The sequence below is a fragment of the Luteimonas saliphila genome, assembly GCF_016774335.1.
GTDB classification, from domain to species: Bacteria; Pseudomonadota; Gammaproteobacteria; order Xanthomonadales; family Xanthomonadaceae; genus Luteimonas; species Luteimonas saliphila.
Map to the genome: position 1 here is coordinate 30,412 of NZ_JAETWA010000019.1, position 14,328 is coordinate 44,739.

General features: G+C 72.4%; 10 protein-coding genes. 1 reads left to right on the top strand and 9 read right to left on the bottom strand.

What is annotated here, in order from left to right; genetic code table 11:
* Nucleotides 1-21 precede the first annotated feature (21 nt).
* From JMO03_RS04940 to JMO03_RS04975, 8 genes are all read right to left on the bottom strand, one after another.
* Nucleotides 22-216: a hypothetical protein gene (locus JMO03_RS04940; protein WP_202840934.1), complete on the bottom strand. Its 195-nt coding sequence runs from the start codon at nt 214-216 to the stop codon at nt 22-24.
* Between the two features lie 134 nt (nt 217-350).
* The gene (locus JMO03_RS04945; RefSeq protein ID WP_202840942.1) at nt 351-1,580 is read right to left on the bottom strand and encodes an acetate/propionate family kinase; all 1,230 of its coding nucleotides are present in this window, start codon (nt 1,578-1,580) and stop codon (nt 351-353) included.
* Nucleotides 1,577-3,976, bottom strand: coding sequence for a heavy metal translocating P-type ATPase (locus JMO03_RS04950; RefSeq protein ID WP_202840944.1), 2,400 nt, complete (start codon nt 3,974-3,976; stop codon nt 1,577-1,579). Before JMO03_RS04950 ends, JMO03_RS04945 begins: the two co-directional genes overlap by 4 nt.
* Nucleotides 3,973-4,473, bottom strand: coding sequence for a heavy metal-responsive transcriptional regulator (locus tag JMO03_RS04955; RefSeq protein ID WP_425491781.1), 501 nt, complete (start codon nt 4,471-4,473; stop codon nt 3,973-3,975). Before JMO03_RS04955 ends, JMO03_RS04950 begins: the two co-directional genes overlap by 4 nt.
* Nucleotides 4,474-5,101: 628 nt before the next feature.
* Nucleotides 5,102-6,517, bottom strand: a complete 1,416-nt coding sequence (locus JMO03_RS04960; protein WP_202840948.1) for a bifunctional enoyl-CoA hydratase/phosphate acetyltransferase — start codon at nt 6,515-6,517, stop codon at nt 5,102-5,104.
* A gap of 133 nt (nt 6,518-6,650) precedes the next feature.
* Nucleotides 6,651-7,508: a universal stress protein gene (locus tag JMO03_RS04965; protein ID WP_202840950.1), complete on the bottom strand. Its 858-nt coding sequence runs from the start codon at nt 7,506-7,508 to the stop codon at nt 6,651-6,653.
* Entirely contained in the window at nt 7,505-10,279 is a 2,775-nt protein-coding gene (locus JMO03_RS04970) for an HAD-IC family P-type ATPase (RefSeq protein WP_202840952.1), read from the bottom strand. The genes JMO03_RS04965 and JMO03_RS04970 overlap by 4 nt, the downstream gene beginning before the upstream one ends.
* On the bottom strand, nt 10,269-10,931 hold the full coding sequence (locus tag JMO03_RS04975) for a phasin family protein (RefSeq protein WP_238345903.1): 663 nt from the start codon (nt 10,929-10,931) through the stop codon (nt 10,269-10,271). The genes JMO03_RS04970 and JMO03_RS04975 overlap by 11 nt, the downstream gene beginning before the upstream one ends.
* Nucleotides 10,932-11,218: 287 nt before the next feature.
* Here JMO03_RS04975 and JMO03_RS04980 point away from each other — a divergent pair, with 287 nt between their 5' ends.
* Nucleotides 11,219-12,919, top strand: a complete 1,701-nt coding sequence (locus JMO03_RS04980; RefSeq protein WP_202840955.1) for a M28 family metallopeptidase — start codon at nt 11,219-11,221, stop codon at nt 12,917-12,919.
* A 119-nt stretch (nt 12,920-13,038) separates the two neighbouring features.
* Here the strand turns inward: JMO03_RS04980 and prpF are convergent, their stop codons facing one another.
* Nucleotides 13,039-14,214 carry a 2-methylaconitate cis-trans isomerase PrpF gene (gene prpF, locus JMO03_RS04985; protein WP_202840957.1) on the bottom strand — a complete coding sequence of 392 codons (1,176 nt, stop codon included), beginning with the start codon at nt 14,212-14,214 and terminating at the stop codon, nt 13,039-13,041.
* Nucleotides 14,215-14,328: the final 114 nt, after the last annotated feature.

Here is a 14,328-nt window from a genome sequence, read left to right on the forward strand (position 1 = left end):
TTGCGCCGGTGCGTCATGCGCTCACAGGCGCACCTTGTCCAGGATGACCAGCACCGCGACCAGCGCGGCCATCAACACGAAGATCACGCCGCCCCAGACCATGGCCACGCCGCCGCGGCGGCGCAGCGCGAGGTTCAGCAGCGCGATCGCTGCCAGCGGCACCAGCACCAGGGCCAGCAGCAGTTTCCAGAGTTCGACTTCGAGGCCGAGCAGCATTGCGGGTGTCTCCCGTCGCGTGTGAACCGGGGTGAAAACAGGGGTCAGAGTCGAATTTCCCCAAACGTCGGTACGGCTGTCGACTTACTGGGGGAAATTCGACTCTGACCCCGGTTTTCCCTGGCCGCGTCATGTCATTGTCCGCGCACCACGGCGATGGCGTCGCGCGCCGCGATCCATTCTTCGTTGGTCGGTTCCACGCCGACCCGGACGCGGCTGTCGTCGCTGGAGATGATCGCCGCATCGGCGGCGTTGGCGCCTTGATCCAGCTCAACACCCAGGAACGCCAGGTCGCGGCAGATGCGCTCGCGCACGAAGGCGTTGTGCTCGCCCACGCCGGCGGTGAACACCAGCAGGTCGAGTCCGCCGAGCACCGCGGCCATGGCGCCGATCTCGCGCACGATGCGGCGCACGTACAGCGCCAGCGCCAGGCGCGCGCGTTCGCCGGGCTCGCCGTCGTCGCCTTCGTGGCGCACGATCACGCGCGGTTCGGACGAAATCCCCGACACGCCGAGCAGGCCGGAGCGGTGGTAGAGCGTCTGCGCCACCTCCTCCAGCGAGAGCTTCTCGATCTCCATCAGGTACAGCAGCGCGCCGGGATCGAGCGCGCCGGTGCGGGTGCCCATCATCAGCCCGTCGAGCGCGGAGAAACCCATGGTGGTGGCGACGCTCTCCAGGCCCCGCATCGCGCACAGGCTGGCGCCGCTGCCCAGGTGCGCGACCACCACACGACCCTCCGCGAGTTCGCCATGGCGCTCGGGCAAGGCGGTGGCCATGTACTCGTACGACAGGCCGTGGAAGCCGTAGCGACGCAGGCCGCGCCGCCAGGCGTCCCAGGGCAGCGGCAGGATCTTCTCAACGTCGGGCAGGGTGTGGTGGAAGCCGGTATCGAAGCAGGCGACCTGCGGCAGGTCCGGGTTCTCGCGCAGCAGGATGTCGATGGCCTCCAGCGCGAAGGGCTGGTGCAGCGGCGCGAGCGGGATGTAGCCCTCGAGGTCCTGCAGCACGCCGGCGTCGACGCGCACGGGGTCGAAGTAGCGGCTGCCGCCGTGCACCACGCGATGCGCGACGGCGGCCAGGCGACGGCCGTCCAGCCGCGCGACCACGCCTTCGCGGATGCGCTGCAACGCGGCGAGGTGCGGGTGTTCGCCGGCGAGGTCCACCGGCGCGGGATCGATGCCGGTCTCGCCATAGGTCGGCGACGGGCCGCCGATGCCCTGCACCTTGCCGTTCCACGCGGGCGTGCGCGGCAATGGCTCCTGGCCAGCATCGAACAGCGCGAACTTGATGCTGGACGAGCCGCAGTTGAGAACCAGCACGAGATCCCCGCCGGTGGCGTCGCGGTCGTCCGTCTTCGAACTCATGCCCCAGCCTCCCGCGGCACATCCGCGATTGCAAGCCGCTGCCCGCGCAACCGCAACGCGTTGCCGACCACCGAGGCCGAGCTCAGGCTCATCGCCAACGCCGCGATCATCGGCGACAGCAGCAGGCCGGTGAACGGATACAGCACGCCCGCCGCGATCGGCACGCCCAGGCCGTTGTAGGCCAGCGCGAACCACAGGTTCTGGCGCATGTTGCGCACGGTGGCCTGCGACAGCGCGCGTGCCGTCGCGATGCCGCGCAGGTCGCCCTTGACCAGGGTGACCTGGGCGCTGTCCATCGCCACGTCGGTGCCGGTGCCCATGGCGATGCCGACGTCGGCGCGCGCCAGCGCCGGCGCGTCGTTGATGCCGTCGCCGGCCATCGCCACCACGCGTCCTTCCGATTGCAGGCGTTCGATGAGCTTGAGCTTGTCTTCGGGGCGTACCTCGCCGTGCACCTCGTCGATGCCCAAGCGCGCGGCCACGGCGTGGGCCGTGGTCAGGCCGTCGCCGGTGGCCATGACGATGCGCAGCCCGGAATCGCGCAGCGCGGCCAGGGCGTCGGGCGTGCTGGCCTTGACCGGATCCGAGATCGACAGCAGCCCGGCCAGCGCGCCGTCGACGGCGAGGAACATCACGCTGGCGCCCTCGCCGCGCAGCGCCTCCGCACGCGCGGACAGCGGCGCCGGATCGATCCCGACCTCGCGCATCAGCGCGGTGTTGCCGAGCGCCAGCGGTTGGCCTTCGACGCGGCCGCGCACGCCGATGCCGGAGCTCGATTCGAAATCTTCCACCGGCGCCAGCGCCATGCCGCGTTCGCGTGCGGCGGCGACGATCGCGTCGGCCAGCGGGTGTTCGCTGCCCTGGTCGAGGCTGGCGGCCAGGTGCAGTACCTGGTCGGCATCGAAGCCGTCGGCGGCGTGCGCCTCGCCGAATGCCGGGCGGCCCTCGGTGAGGGTGCCGGTCTTGTCCACGACCAGGGTGTCGACCTCGCGCAGCCGCTCGATCGCCGCGGCATCGCGGAACAGCACGCCGCGGGTGGCGCCGCGCCCGGTGGCGACCATGATCGACATCGGCGTCGCCAGCCCCAGCGCGCAAGGACAGGCGATGATCAGCACCGAGACCGCGGCGATCAGGCCGAAGACCCAGCCCGGTTCCGGGCCGAACAGGCCCCAGGCGAAGAACGCGACGATCGCGACCGTCACCACGCCCAGCACGAAGCGTCCGGCGACCACGTCGGCCAGCCGCTGCATCGGCGCCTTCGAGCGCTGCGCCTGCGCCACCATCTGCACGATCTGCGACAGCAGGGTCGCCGCGCCGACGCGCTCGGCGCGGATCACCAGCGCGCCGGCGGTGTTGAGGGTGGCGCCGATCACGCGGTCGCCTTCGGCCTTGCGCACCGGCAGTGGTTCGCCGGTGAGCATGGATTCGTCGATGCTGCTGCCGCCTTCGACCACCACGCCGTCGACCGGCACCTTCTCGCCCGGACGCACGCGCAGGCGGTCGCCGACGTGCACGTGTTCGAGCGGGATGTCCTCCTCGGTGCCGTCGTCGCGCAGGCGGCGCGCGGTCTTCGGCGCGAGCTGGAGCAGCGAACGGATCGCGGCGGAGGTCTGCGCGCGCGCCTTGAGTTCCAGCAGCTGGCCCAGCAGGGTGAGCGAGATGATCACCGCCGCGGCCTCGAAGTACACCGACACGCGCCCCATCGACGCGAACGCGGCCGGGAACACGCCCGGCGCGACCGTGGCGACCACGCTGTAGAGATACGCCGCGCCGACGCCGAGCGAGATCAGCGTCCACATGTTCGGACTGCGGTTGCGGATCGACTGCCAGCCGCGCACGAAGAACGGCGCGCCGGCCCACAGCACCACCGGCGTGGCCAGCACCAGTTCGATCCAGCTCTGGGTAGACATGCCGAACAGATGCAGGCGGTGGCCGAACATGGCCAGCACGAACACCACGGCGGTCAGCGGCAGGGTCCACCAGAAGCGGCGCGAGAAGTCGCGCAACTCGGGGTTGTCGCCTTCGTCCAGGCTGGGCATCTCCGGCTCGAGCGCCATGCCGCACAGCGGACAGGTGCCGGGATGGTCCTGGCGGATCTCCGGGTGCATCGGGCAGGTGTACATCGTGCCTGCGGGGAGCGATTCGGGCGGCGGTTGCGGCGCGCTGGCGTGGCTGGCGTAGTTGCCGCAGCACGATGCGGGCGCGGTGGCCGCCGCGTAGCGGGACGGATCGGCGGCGAACTTTTCCGCGCAGCGCGCGGAGCAGAAGCGCCAGGTGCGGCCGGCATGTTCGACGCGGTGCGGCAAGTCGGGCTTGACGGTCATGCCGCAGACGGGGTCGCGCGGCGCGGGCGTCGGGCCCGGTTCGTGTGGCGCGTGCGGGTGCGACGTGGTCATTCGGCGTCCTCCCCGGCCAGCGCGTTGAGGATCGGGCAGGCCTCGGCGCGGCCGTGCCCGGGGCAGGCGGCGACCAGGGTCCTGAGGCCGTCGCGCATGCGTTCGAGTTCGGCAATGCGGGCCTCGACGTCAGCCAGCCGGCGCTGCGCGGCGCGCTTGACGGCGGCGACGTCGCTCCACGTTGTCATCTCGACCGCAGGGAGAGATCTTCGGGTCCGGGCGGGGATCTCTCCCTTCGGTCGAGATGACAGGTGGGTATCGGGCGACGAGGGATCGGTGCAGCCTTCGCCCAGGGACAACAATTCGCGGATATCCTCCAGCGAGAAGCCGAGCGCCTTGGCGCGGCGGATGAAACGCAGCCGCTTCACCTCGGCGCTGCCGTAGCGCCGGTAGCCCGAGGCCAGCCGGCCGGCCGGCGCCAGCAACGCGCTGCGCTCGTAGTAGCGCACGGTGTCGATGGCGACGCCGGCCTGCTGCGCGAGTTGTCCGATGCTCATGCTGGACATGGCGGTCTCCGGTGGGGAGGACGGCCAGTCTGCACCCTGGACCCAGGTCCAGAGTCAAGGCCGCGTCAGGAGCCGTAGCCCGGATAAGCGCAGCGCATCCGGGAAAGCCCGCGCGACCCCGGAGGCGCTGCGCTTATCCGGGCTACGGGACGGGTACAGAGTCGAGGTTCCGGGTGTTCCTTCTCGCGCTTGCGGGAGGAGGTCCCGAGGGCGGATGAGAACGCGCCGGAGGCGCGGGTGCGCGCGGCGGCACGGTCCCGGAGGCGCTTCGCTTGTCCGGGCTACGGCGGCTTGCATGCGAAGGAGATGGGCGGTGCGTGGCGGCTTGTCCCGGATGCGCTGCGCTTATCCGGGCTACGGCGGGGACGGGGCGGGTCAGGGGGGCGGTGCGGTAGCGGTGGGCGAGCATTAGGGCGATGGCGCACGAGGCCATGCGCGATTGGCTGGAGTCGGCGCGGCTGGTGAGCACCACCGACACCCTGGCGCCGAGCACGAGGCCGGCGCTGGCGGCATCGCCCATGAACATCACCTGCTTGGCCAGAGACGTAGCCCGGATAAGCGCAGCGCATCCGGGAAACCCGCGCCACCCCGGATGCGCTGCGCTTATCCGGGCTACGGGTCAGGGGGGGGCGGTGCGGTAGCGGTGGGCGAGCATCAGGGCGATGGCGCAGGAGGCCATGCGCGATTGGCTGGAGTCGGCGCGGCTGGTGAGCACCACCGGCACTTTGGCGCCGAGCACGATGCCGGCGCTGGCGGCATCGCCCATGAACATCACCTGCTTGGCGAGCATGTTGCCGCTTTCCAGGTCGGGCACCACCAGGATGTCGGCCTGGCCGGCGACCTCGGAGACGATGCCCTTGGTGCGCGCGGCGGCGATCGAAACCGCGTTGTCGAAGGCCAGCGGGCCGTCGAGCACGCCGCCCTCGATCTGCCCGCGGTCGGCCATCTTGCACAGCGCGGCGGCGTCGAGGGTAGCCGGCATCGACGGCGTCACGGTCTCCACCGCGGCCAGGATCGCGACCTTCGGCGTCTGCACGCCGATCACGTGCGCCAGGTCGATCGCATTGCGCACGATGTCGGCCTTCTGCGCGAGGTCCGGCGCGAGGTTGATCGCGGCATCGGTGACGATGAACGGCCGCGGGTAGTGCGGCGTCTGCAGCACGAAGCAGTGGCTGACCCGGCGCTTGGTGCGCAGACCGGAGGCCGGGGAAACCACCGCGCCCATCAGCTCGTCGGTATGCAGGCTGCCCTTCATCAGTGCCTCGACCTTGCCCTCGCGCGCGAGCTCGGCGGCGCGCGTGGCGGCGGCATGGCTGTGCGGCGCGTCCTCGATCTCTAGCCCGGCGAGGTCGACGCCGGCTTCGGCCGCCGCGGCCTCGATCCGCGTGCGCGGGCCCACCAGCACCGGCACGATCAGGCCGGCATCGCGCGCATCCAGCGCGCCGGCCAGGCTCAGCGCATCGCAGGGATGCACCACCGCGACCCGGATCGCGTCCAGCGGCGCGACATGCGCGAGTAGGCGCGCCAGGCCATCGTTGCCGGCGGCGTCGAGGCGGATCCCGGGCAGGGTCGCGCGCGGACGTTCGATGCGCTGGTCCGGCGCGATCGCTTCGGCCTCGCCCTCGATCGCGACGGTGCCGTCCTGGCGGGTGCAGGCGCAGGCCAGGGTCACGCCGCGGGTCGCAGGATCCAGCGCGGCCACGGTGACCTGGATGGCCAGGCGCTCGCCCGGCTTCAGCGGCGCCAGGAAGCGCAGCGCCTGCCGCAGGTAGATCGTGCCCGGGCCGGGCAGGCGCGTGCCCAGCACCGCCGCGATCATCGCGCCGCCCCACATGCCGTGCGCGATCACCGCGCTGGCGCCGGTGGCGGCGGCCGCGTCGACCGGGGGCTGCGGGCCGGCGTCGCCCGACAGCACCGCGAACAGCGCGACGTCGTCCGCGGTGAGCGTGCGTTCGATGCGCGCGGTGTCGCCGACCGCGAGTTCGTCGAAGGTGCGGTTGCGCAGGATGCGCAGGTCGTCGTCGTGGCCGTTCATGCGGTCGTTTCAGGTCCTGGTGATGGGCTCGGCTGGATCGCGCGCCCGGCGTGGCCTGCCGCTGCCCACGGCGATTGCGCTTTCCGACCGGTGCGCGCACGCGCGGCCACTGTGCCGGCCCCGTACAGCGGCATCATCCGCGCACCACCAGCGTATCGGCATCGAGGGTGGCCAGCAGGCGTCGCGCGACGCTGCCCACCACCAGTTCGTACAGCGCGCCGTGGCCGTGCGTGCCGAGCACCACCAGGTCCGCCGCGAAGGTCTCGAGGTACTGCTGCGCCAGCCGCGCCGCATCGCCGTACTCCACCAGCAGCTCCGCGCCTTCGAATCCGGCCTCGCCCAGGAACGTCTCGCCCTGCGAACGCGCCTCGGCCAGCGCCTGCGCGACCGCCTCGTCGCGGGTCGAGTCGAGCAGGCCCAGCATCGGCACGGTCACCCCGTGCAGCACGGTGATCCGCGCCGCGGGAAACAGGGCCCGCGCGCGCCGCAGCGCCTGTGCCGACGGCGCAGAGAAATCGCTGGCGACCAGCAGGTGCCGGTAGTCGGCGTGGACGCGCGCGCGCACCATCAGCAGGGCCGCGCACTCGCGACGCAGCAGCCGATCCACCGTCGAACCCAGCGCGGTCGGCCCGAGCACACCCTCGCGCACCGGTCCGGTGAGCAGCAGCGTGTCCGCCGGCATCGCGTCGAGCAGGCCCGCGACCTGTTCGCCGGCGCGGCCTTCGCCGACCCACACCTCCCACGGCTGCGCCCCGCCATCGAGGTCGCGGCGCAGCCGGCGCTCGGCCTGCAGCAACGGCGCCGGTTCGCGGTACCAGGACGGCAGCTCGTAGCGCGGCACGCGTCGGGCCAGCTGCGCGGAGGGCTCGACCACGGTGGCGGCCAGCGCCGGACCGCCGAACTGGCGGGCAAGCCGCAGTGCGCGTTCGGTCGCACGGTCGCAGCGCGCGCCGAGGTCGGTGGCGAGCAGGATGCCGCGGATATGGCTCATGCCGCTTCCCTCGCCGCCGGCGGGACCGCCAGCGGCCTCAGTTCCTCGAACACGCCGAGCCGCCGCAGCAGCGCCTTCTCCAGTTCCAGCAGACCCATCAGCGCCGCCCCGGATGCCACGATCACGATGCCCTCGAACAGCGGCACCGGCCGGCTGTCGAACAGCAGGTGCATCCACGGCAGGTAGGTGAAGGCGAGTTGCGCCAGCACCACCGCCACGATCGCCCACAGCACCGCGGGCGTGCCGCGCAGCCCGCGCAGCGAGAACGAGGTGCCGTACAGGTAGCGCACGCTGAACAGGTAGAAGATCTCCATCGCGCAGAACATGTTCACCACCATCGTGCGCGTGGTGGCGACGTCGTGCCCGCGCGCCTGTGCCCAGGCGAAGATGCCGAAGGCGCCGACGCTGAACAGGATCGACACCAGCACGATCCGCCACAGCATGAAGGCCGAGACCAGCGGCGCGTCGCGACGGCGCGGCGGGCGCGCCATCACCCCGCGTTCCGGCGGTTCGAACGCGAGCGCCAGGCCCAGGGTGATGGCCAGCACCATGTTGATCCACAGGATCTGCGGCGGCGTCATCGGCAGCACCCAGCCGAACATGATCGCCAGGATCACCGCCAGCGCCTCGCCGCCATTGGTGGGCAGGGTGAAGGCGATGACCTTGCGGATGTTGTCGTAGACCGCGCGGCCTTCGTGCACGGCGGCCGCGATCGAGGCGAAGTTGTCGTCGGCCAGGACCATGCCGCTGGCCTCCTTCGCCGCCTCGGTGCCCTTGTGGCCCATCGCCACGCCGATGTCGGCCTGCTTGAGCGAAGGCGCGTCGTTGACCCCGTCGCCGGTCATCGCCACGGTGTGGCCGCGCGACTGCAGCGCGCGCACGATCCGCAATTTGTGCTCGGGCGTGGTGCGGGCGAACACGCTGGCGCGCTCGGCCAGTGCGGGCAGGTCGGCGTCCGCCACGCCCTCGAGCTCCTGCCCGGTGACCACGCGGATGTCGTCGGCGAGCCGCAGCTGCGCGGCGATCGCGGCGGCGGTGGCGGCGTGGTCGCCGGTGATCATCTTCACCGCGATGCCGGCGGCGCGGCAGTCGGCGACCGCGCGGACCGCCTCCTCGCGCGGCGGGTCGATGAAGCCGACGAGGCCGGCGAACACCAGCTCGCCGATGTCATCGAGCGCGAAGCGCTCCGGCACCGGCTCGACCCGGCGCCAGGCGAAGCCGAGCACGCGCTGCCCCTCGGCGCCGGCGGCATCGATCGCCTGCTGCCAGAACGCGGGTTCGAGCCGCGCGGCGGCACCGTCGCGACCGGCCTGCGCCGTGCACAGCGCCAACACCTGCTCCGGCGCGCCCTTGACGCACACCAGCGCGCCCGCGCCCTCGGCATCGGCGTGCAGCGTCGCCATGAACCGGTGCGCGGCGTCGAACGGCACTTCGTCCAGCCGCGGATGCGTGTTGCGCATCGCCGCGCCGTCGAAGCCGGCCTTGCCGGCCAGCGCCAGCAGCGCCGCCTCCATCGGATCGCCGTCGATGCGCCAGTGGCCATCGTCCGCGGCATGCAGCTGCGCGTCGTTGCACAGCAGGCCGATCCGCGCCACGCGCTGCGCCGCGGCCAGCGCGGCGTCCCCGCCTTCGCGGGCCGCCAACGCCCCGTTCGGCGCGTAGCCGCCGCCTTCGGCTTCCACCCGCCCGGCGACGGTGGCGATGCTGCGCGCGGTCATCTCGTTGCGGGTCAGGGTGCCGGTCTTGTCCGAACAGATCACGGTGGTCGCGCCCAGCGTCTCCACCGCCGGCAGCCGGCGCACGATCGCGTTGCGCGCGGCCATGCGCCGCACGCCGATGGCCAGGGTGATGGTGATGACCGCGGGCAGGCCTTCGGGGATGGCGCCGACGGCGAGCGCGACCACGATCATCAGCGCATCGAGCCAGCCGTAACCGCGGACGCCGACCGCGAACAGCAGCAGGGCGGCGGCCGCGACCAGCGCGACCGTGGTGAACATCTTGCCGAAGCGCGCGATCTGCTGCAGCAGCGGCGTGGTCAGCGACTCGACCTGGCCGAGCAGGGTGCCGATGTGGCCGATCTGGGTCTGCGGACCGGTGGCCACCACCAGCGCCGTCGCCTGGCCCGCGGCGACCAGGGTGCCGGAGTAGAGCATCGAGGTGCGGCCGCCGAGATCGGCGCCGGCAGCGACCGGCTCGACCGACTTCTCCACCGGCACCGATTCCCCGGTGAGCACCGATTCGTCCACGCGCAGGCCGCGCCCGCGCAGCAGGCGCGCGTCGGCGGCGATGCGATCGCCGGCCTCCAGCAGCAGCACGTCGCCGGGCACCAGGCTCTCCACCGCCACCTGCATCCGGGCGCCGCCGCGCAGCACCCGCGCCGACGGCGCCAGCATCGAGCGCAACGCCGACAGCGCCTGCTCGGCGCGCCCCTCCTGCACGAAGCCGACGATGGCGTTGACCAGCACCACCGCGGCGATCACGCCGGCGTCGACATAGTGCGCCAGCACCGCCGCGACCACCGCGGCGGCGAGCAGGAACAGGATCAGCGGATCGTTGAACTGGCGCAGCAGGCGGCACCAGCCGGGCGTGTGCGCCGGCGGCGGCAGCGCGTTGGCGCCGTGTTCGTGCAGCCGCCGCGCGGCGGCGTCCGGCGCCAGCCCCTCCGGGCTCGCGGCGAGTCGCCGCAGGGCCTCGTCCGCTTCGATCGCATGCCAGGAGGGGGTGGATTCGGCCACCGCCGGCGCTGCGATCGCCGCGGGGTCAACCGCCACGCTTGCGCGATCCCTTCTTCGCCGGGGCGGTCTTGCGGGATGCGGACCTGTTCGCGGCCGGCTTCTTCGCGGCGGATCTCGCGGCGACGGCCTTCTTCGCGGCCGGGCCCTTCGCGGCAGGCTTCCCGGCGGAAGTGCGCTTCGCGGCAGGCTTGCCCGCGGCGGCGGCCGGCGTCCTGCGCGCCGTGGCCGCGCGCGCGGGGACCGGCACCAGACTCGCCAGGCCGGATTCCCAGTTCGCGACCAGCCCCTCCCATGCCTGCGCCAGGTCCGGGGTCGCGCCCACGGCGACGCCCGCGCCGGACCAGGCGTCGGCGAGCTGCGCCTGCCAGTCCTGCAGCGCCTCGACCACGCCGCGGACGAAACCGTCCTGCACCTGCAGCGCGAGCTGGTTGATGGCCTGGCCGTCGCCGACGCGTTGCTCGGCCTGGCGCCAGAACGCCTCCACCGGCAGTGCGGCCAGGCCCTGCCAGTCGCCGCCGCCCAGCAGCTTGCGGAACTCGGCATCGAGCTCCGCTGCGCCTTCGCCGGCGGCGCGCGTGCCCAGTTCCATCCATTCGCGCCCGCTGTCCTGGAGCAGGCGGCCGAGCCGCAGCTGCAGGTCGAGATTGGCTTTCCACAGCTGCATCGGCAGATCGGAGGCATTGCCCATGTCGTCACCTCGTGCGTCGGGTCATCGGGAAGGTGGTCGCAGGCCGCGCCTGCGGTGTCCGCATCGGCCGGCATCGCTTCGGACTTTCCCCGAAGCGGCGCGTCGGCGCCAGGTTCGCGCACATCCGCTGTGGCGGCATTGACCATGATCAAGCCGGCGCGCGATGGGCGCTCCCGCCATCATAGGCAGGGGATGTTGCCGCAGCGTGTTTTTCGCGGCGGCGGACGTGTTGTCGCACGCCGGTGCCGATGCTAGCGTCCGGGCACTCCCGCACCCGTTCAACGCCGATGCGCCTGCACCCCGCCACCGCCCTCCTGCTGCTGTGCCTGCCGCTCGCGGCCTGCCAGCGCGACGCCACGCCTGCCGGCGCAGCGCAGCCCGCCGCCGCGCCCGCGGACGGCGCCGCGTTGCCCGCCACCCCGCCGCCGACCAACGACACACCCGCGGGCCAGCGCATCGAAGCCGACGTGCGCGCGCTGGCCGACGACGCGATGGAAGGCCGCGAAACCGGCACGCCCGGCTACGACCGCGCGGCGGAGTACGTGGCGAAGCGCTATGCGCAGATCGGCCTGGCGCCCGCCGGCGACGACGGCACGTTCTTCCAGTCGGTGCCGCTGCTGCGGGCGACCCTGGTCGAGGACGGCGCGCGGATGGAGATCGTGCGCGACGGCAGGCGCAGCGCGCTGGCCTATCGCGGGCAGTTCCTGCCGATGCCGAACTACAACGCGCCGCAGGCCGTGCTCGAAGCGCCGGCGGTGTTCGTCGGCCAGGCGGTGCACGCGCCGGAGCTGGGCCACGACGACTTCGCCGGGCTCGACCTGCGCGGCGCGATCGCGGTGATGTTCGGCGGCGCGCCGGCGCGCTTCGACCACACCCGGCGCGCCTTCCATTCGTCCACGCGCGAGAAGCTGCGCAACGTGGTGGAGCGCGGCGCGGTCGGCGTGGTCTACGTCAACACCGCCGACGACGAGGTGCGCCAGCCTTGGGCACGCACGGTGCAGAACGCGGACAAGCCCTCGATGCGGCTGCGCGACGCCGATGGCCGCGGCATCGACACCTGGCCGCAACTGCAGGCCGGCGCGGTGGTCAGCGCCGCGGCGGCCGACGAACTGTTCGCGGGCGGCGACCGCACCGCGGCGCAGCTGTTCGATGCCGCGCGCGAGGGTACGCTGAAAGGCTTCCCGCTGGCGGGCACGTTGCGCCTGGGCGCGCGCACCCGGATCGAACCGCTGGACTCGCGCAACGTGGTCGCGCGCATCCCCGGCAGCGATCCCGGGCTGGCGCCGGAGCACGTGGTCTACACCGCGCACCTGGACCATATCGGCGTCGGCGCCGAGGTCGAGGGCGATGGCATCCACAACGGCGCGATCGACAACGCGCTGGGCGTGGCGATCCTGCTCGAGGCCGCCCGCGAACTGGCGGCCGGCCCGGCGCCGAAGCGCTCGATGGTGTTCGTGGCGCTGACCGCGGAAGAGAAGGGGCTGCTGGGCGCGGAGTGGTTCGCGCGCCGGCCTTCGGTCGACGGCGCTCTGGTGGCCAACATCAACATGGACATGCCGATGCTGACCGCGCCGACCACCGACGTCGTGCCGATCGGGGTCGAGCATTCTTCCCTGAAGGATGCGCTGGACGCCGCGGCGAAAGACGTGGGCGTCGCGCTCTCGCCCGATCCGTTCCCCGAGGAAACCGTGTTCGTGCGCAGCGACCAGTACGCCTTCGTCCGCAGCGGCGTGCCGGCGGTGTACCTGATGGGCGGCGTGGTCGGCGCGCGTCCGGACCAGGATCCCAAGCTGGCGGCCACCTGGTTCCTGCGCCACTGCTACCACCAGCCCTGCGACCAGGTGGACCTGCCGATCCAGTACGGCGACGCCGCGCGCCTGGCCACGCTCAACGCGCGCATCGGCCGCATCGTCGGCGACGTGGCGCAGCGGCCGCGCTGGAACGACGGCGACTTCTTCGGCGAGCGGTTCGGGCAGCGGGATCCGTAGTGGGTAGTGGCGTGGCGGGGGCGGCGTTGGTATTTCCCCCTGTCATCCCGAGCGCAGCGAAGGATCTGCAGCAGCCCGGAGCCAGACCCCTGGCTGCGCTCGGGGTGACATACGTGAGATCACCCGCCAGGCACGCGCACCGCACCCTCCATCAGCACCCGCGCCGAACGCGACATGACCGCCTTCGTCACCGTCCAGCGGCCGTCCACCTGCGCCACCGCCGCACCCACGCGCAGGGTGCCGGAGGGGTGGCCGAAGCGCACCACGTCGCGCGGCCCGCCGCCGGCGGCGAGGTTCACCAGCGTGCCGGGGATCGCGGCGGCCGTGGCGATCGCGACCGAAGCGGTGCCCATCATCGCGTGGTGCAGCTTGCCCATCGACAGCGCGCGTACGTTGAGGTCGATGTCGCTGGCGGCCACGCGTTTTCCGCTGCTCGACACGTAGTCCTTCGGCGGCGCGACGAACGCGACCTTCGGCGTGTGCTGGCGCCTGAGCGCTTCCTCCGGCGTACGGATCAGGCCCATGCGCAGCGCGCCCGCGACGCGGATCGCCTCCAGCCTGGCAAGCGCCGCCGGGGCTTCGTTGATCGCCGGCTGCAGCTCGGTGCCCTCGAACCCGAGGTCGGCCGCGTCGATGAACACGGTAGGGATGCCGGCGCTGATCATCGTCGCCCGCAACGGGCCGACGCCGGGCACGTCCAGCGTGTCGACCAGCTGGCCGGTGGGGAACATCGCGCCACCATCCTCGCCTTCGTCGGACGGATCGAGGAACTCCAGCACGATCTCCGCCGCGGGGAAGGCCACGCCGTCGAGTTCGAAATCGCCGAGCTCGCGCACATGCCCGTCGACCACCGGCACCCGGGCGAGGATGGTCTTGCCGATGTTGGCCTGCCAGATGCGCACCGTGCAGGTACCGTTCTGCGGCACGCGTGCTGGGTCGAGCAGGCCGCCCGCGATCGCGAAAGGTCCGACCGCCGAGGACAGGTTGCCGCAGTTGCCGCTCCAGTCGACGAAGGCGGAGTCGATCGACACCTGGCCGTAGAGATAGTCGACATCGTGGTCCGGCACCGAGGCCTTCGAGACGATCACGCACTTGCTGGTGCTGGACGTCGCGCCGCCCATGCCGTCGGTGTGCTTGCCGTAGGGATCGGGCGAGCCGATCACCCGCATCAGCAGCGCATCGCGCGCGGGGCCGGGCACGCGTGCCGCCTCCGGCAGGTCCTCGAGGCGGAAGAACACGCCCTTGGACGTGCCGCCACGCATGTAGGTGGCGGGGATGCGGAGCTGGTCTGTCATGGCGAGGCGTTCCGAGGGAAGTTCAGAGATGCAGCGGGCGGGAGCAGCTTGCGGGATGCGACGCGTCCTGCGCCGCGGCGGCGATCCGCTCCGGGGCGCGCCGAAGGTCGTTCC

Coding starts and splice junctions, on each gene's coding strand:
- JMO03_RS04940 (WP_202840934.1), bottom strand. CDS start 216: ATGCTGCTCGGCCTCGAAGTCGAACTCTGGAAACTGCTGCTGGCCCTG.
- JMO03_RS04945 (WP_202840942.1), bottom strand. CDS start 1,580: ATGAGTTCGAAGACGGACGACCGCGACGCCACCGGCGGGGATCTCGTG.
- JMO03_RS04950 (WP_202840944.1), bottom strand. CDS start 3,976: ATGACCACGTCGCACCCGCACGCGCCACACGAACCGGGCCCGACGCCC.
- JMO03_RS04955 (WP_425491781.1), bottom strand. CDS start 4,473: ATGAGCATCGGACAACTCGCGCAGCAGGCCGGCGTCGCCATCGACACC.
- JMO03_RS04960 (WP_202840948.1), bottom strand. CDS start 6,517: ATGAACGGCCACGACGACGACCTGCGCATCCTGCGCAACCGCACCTTC.
- JMO03_RS04965 (WP_202840950.1), bottom strand. CDS start 7,508: ATGAGCCATATCCGCGGCATCCTGCTCGCCACCGACCTCGGCGCGCGC.
- JMO03_RS04975 (WP_238345903.1), bottom strand. CDS start 10,931: ATGGGCAATGCCTCCGATCTGCCGATGCAGCTGTGGAAAGCCAATCTC.
- JMO03_RS04980 (WP_202840955.1), top strand. CDS start 11,219: ATGCGCCTGCACCCCGCCACCGCCCTCCTGCTGCTGTGCCTGCCGCTC.
- prpF (WP_202840957.1), bottom strand. CDS start 14,214: ATGACAGACCAGCTCCGCATCCCCGCCACCTACATGCGTGGCGGCACG.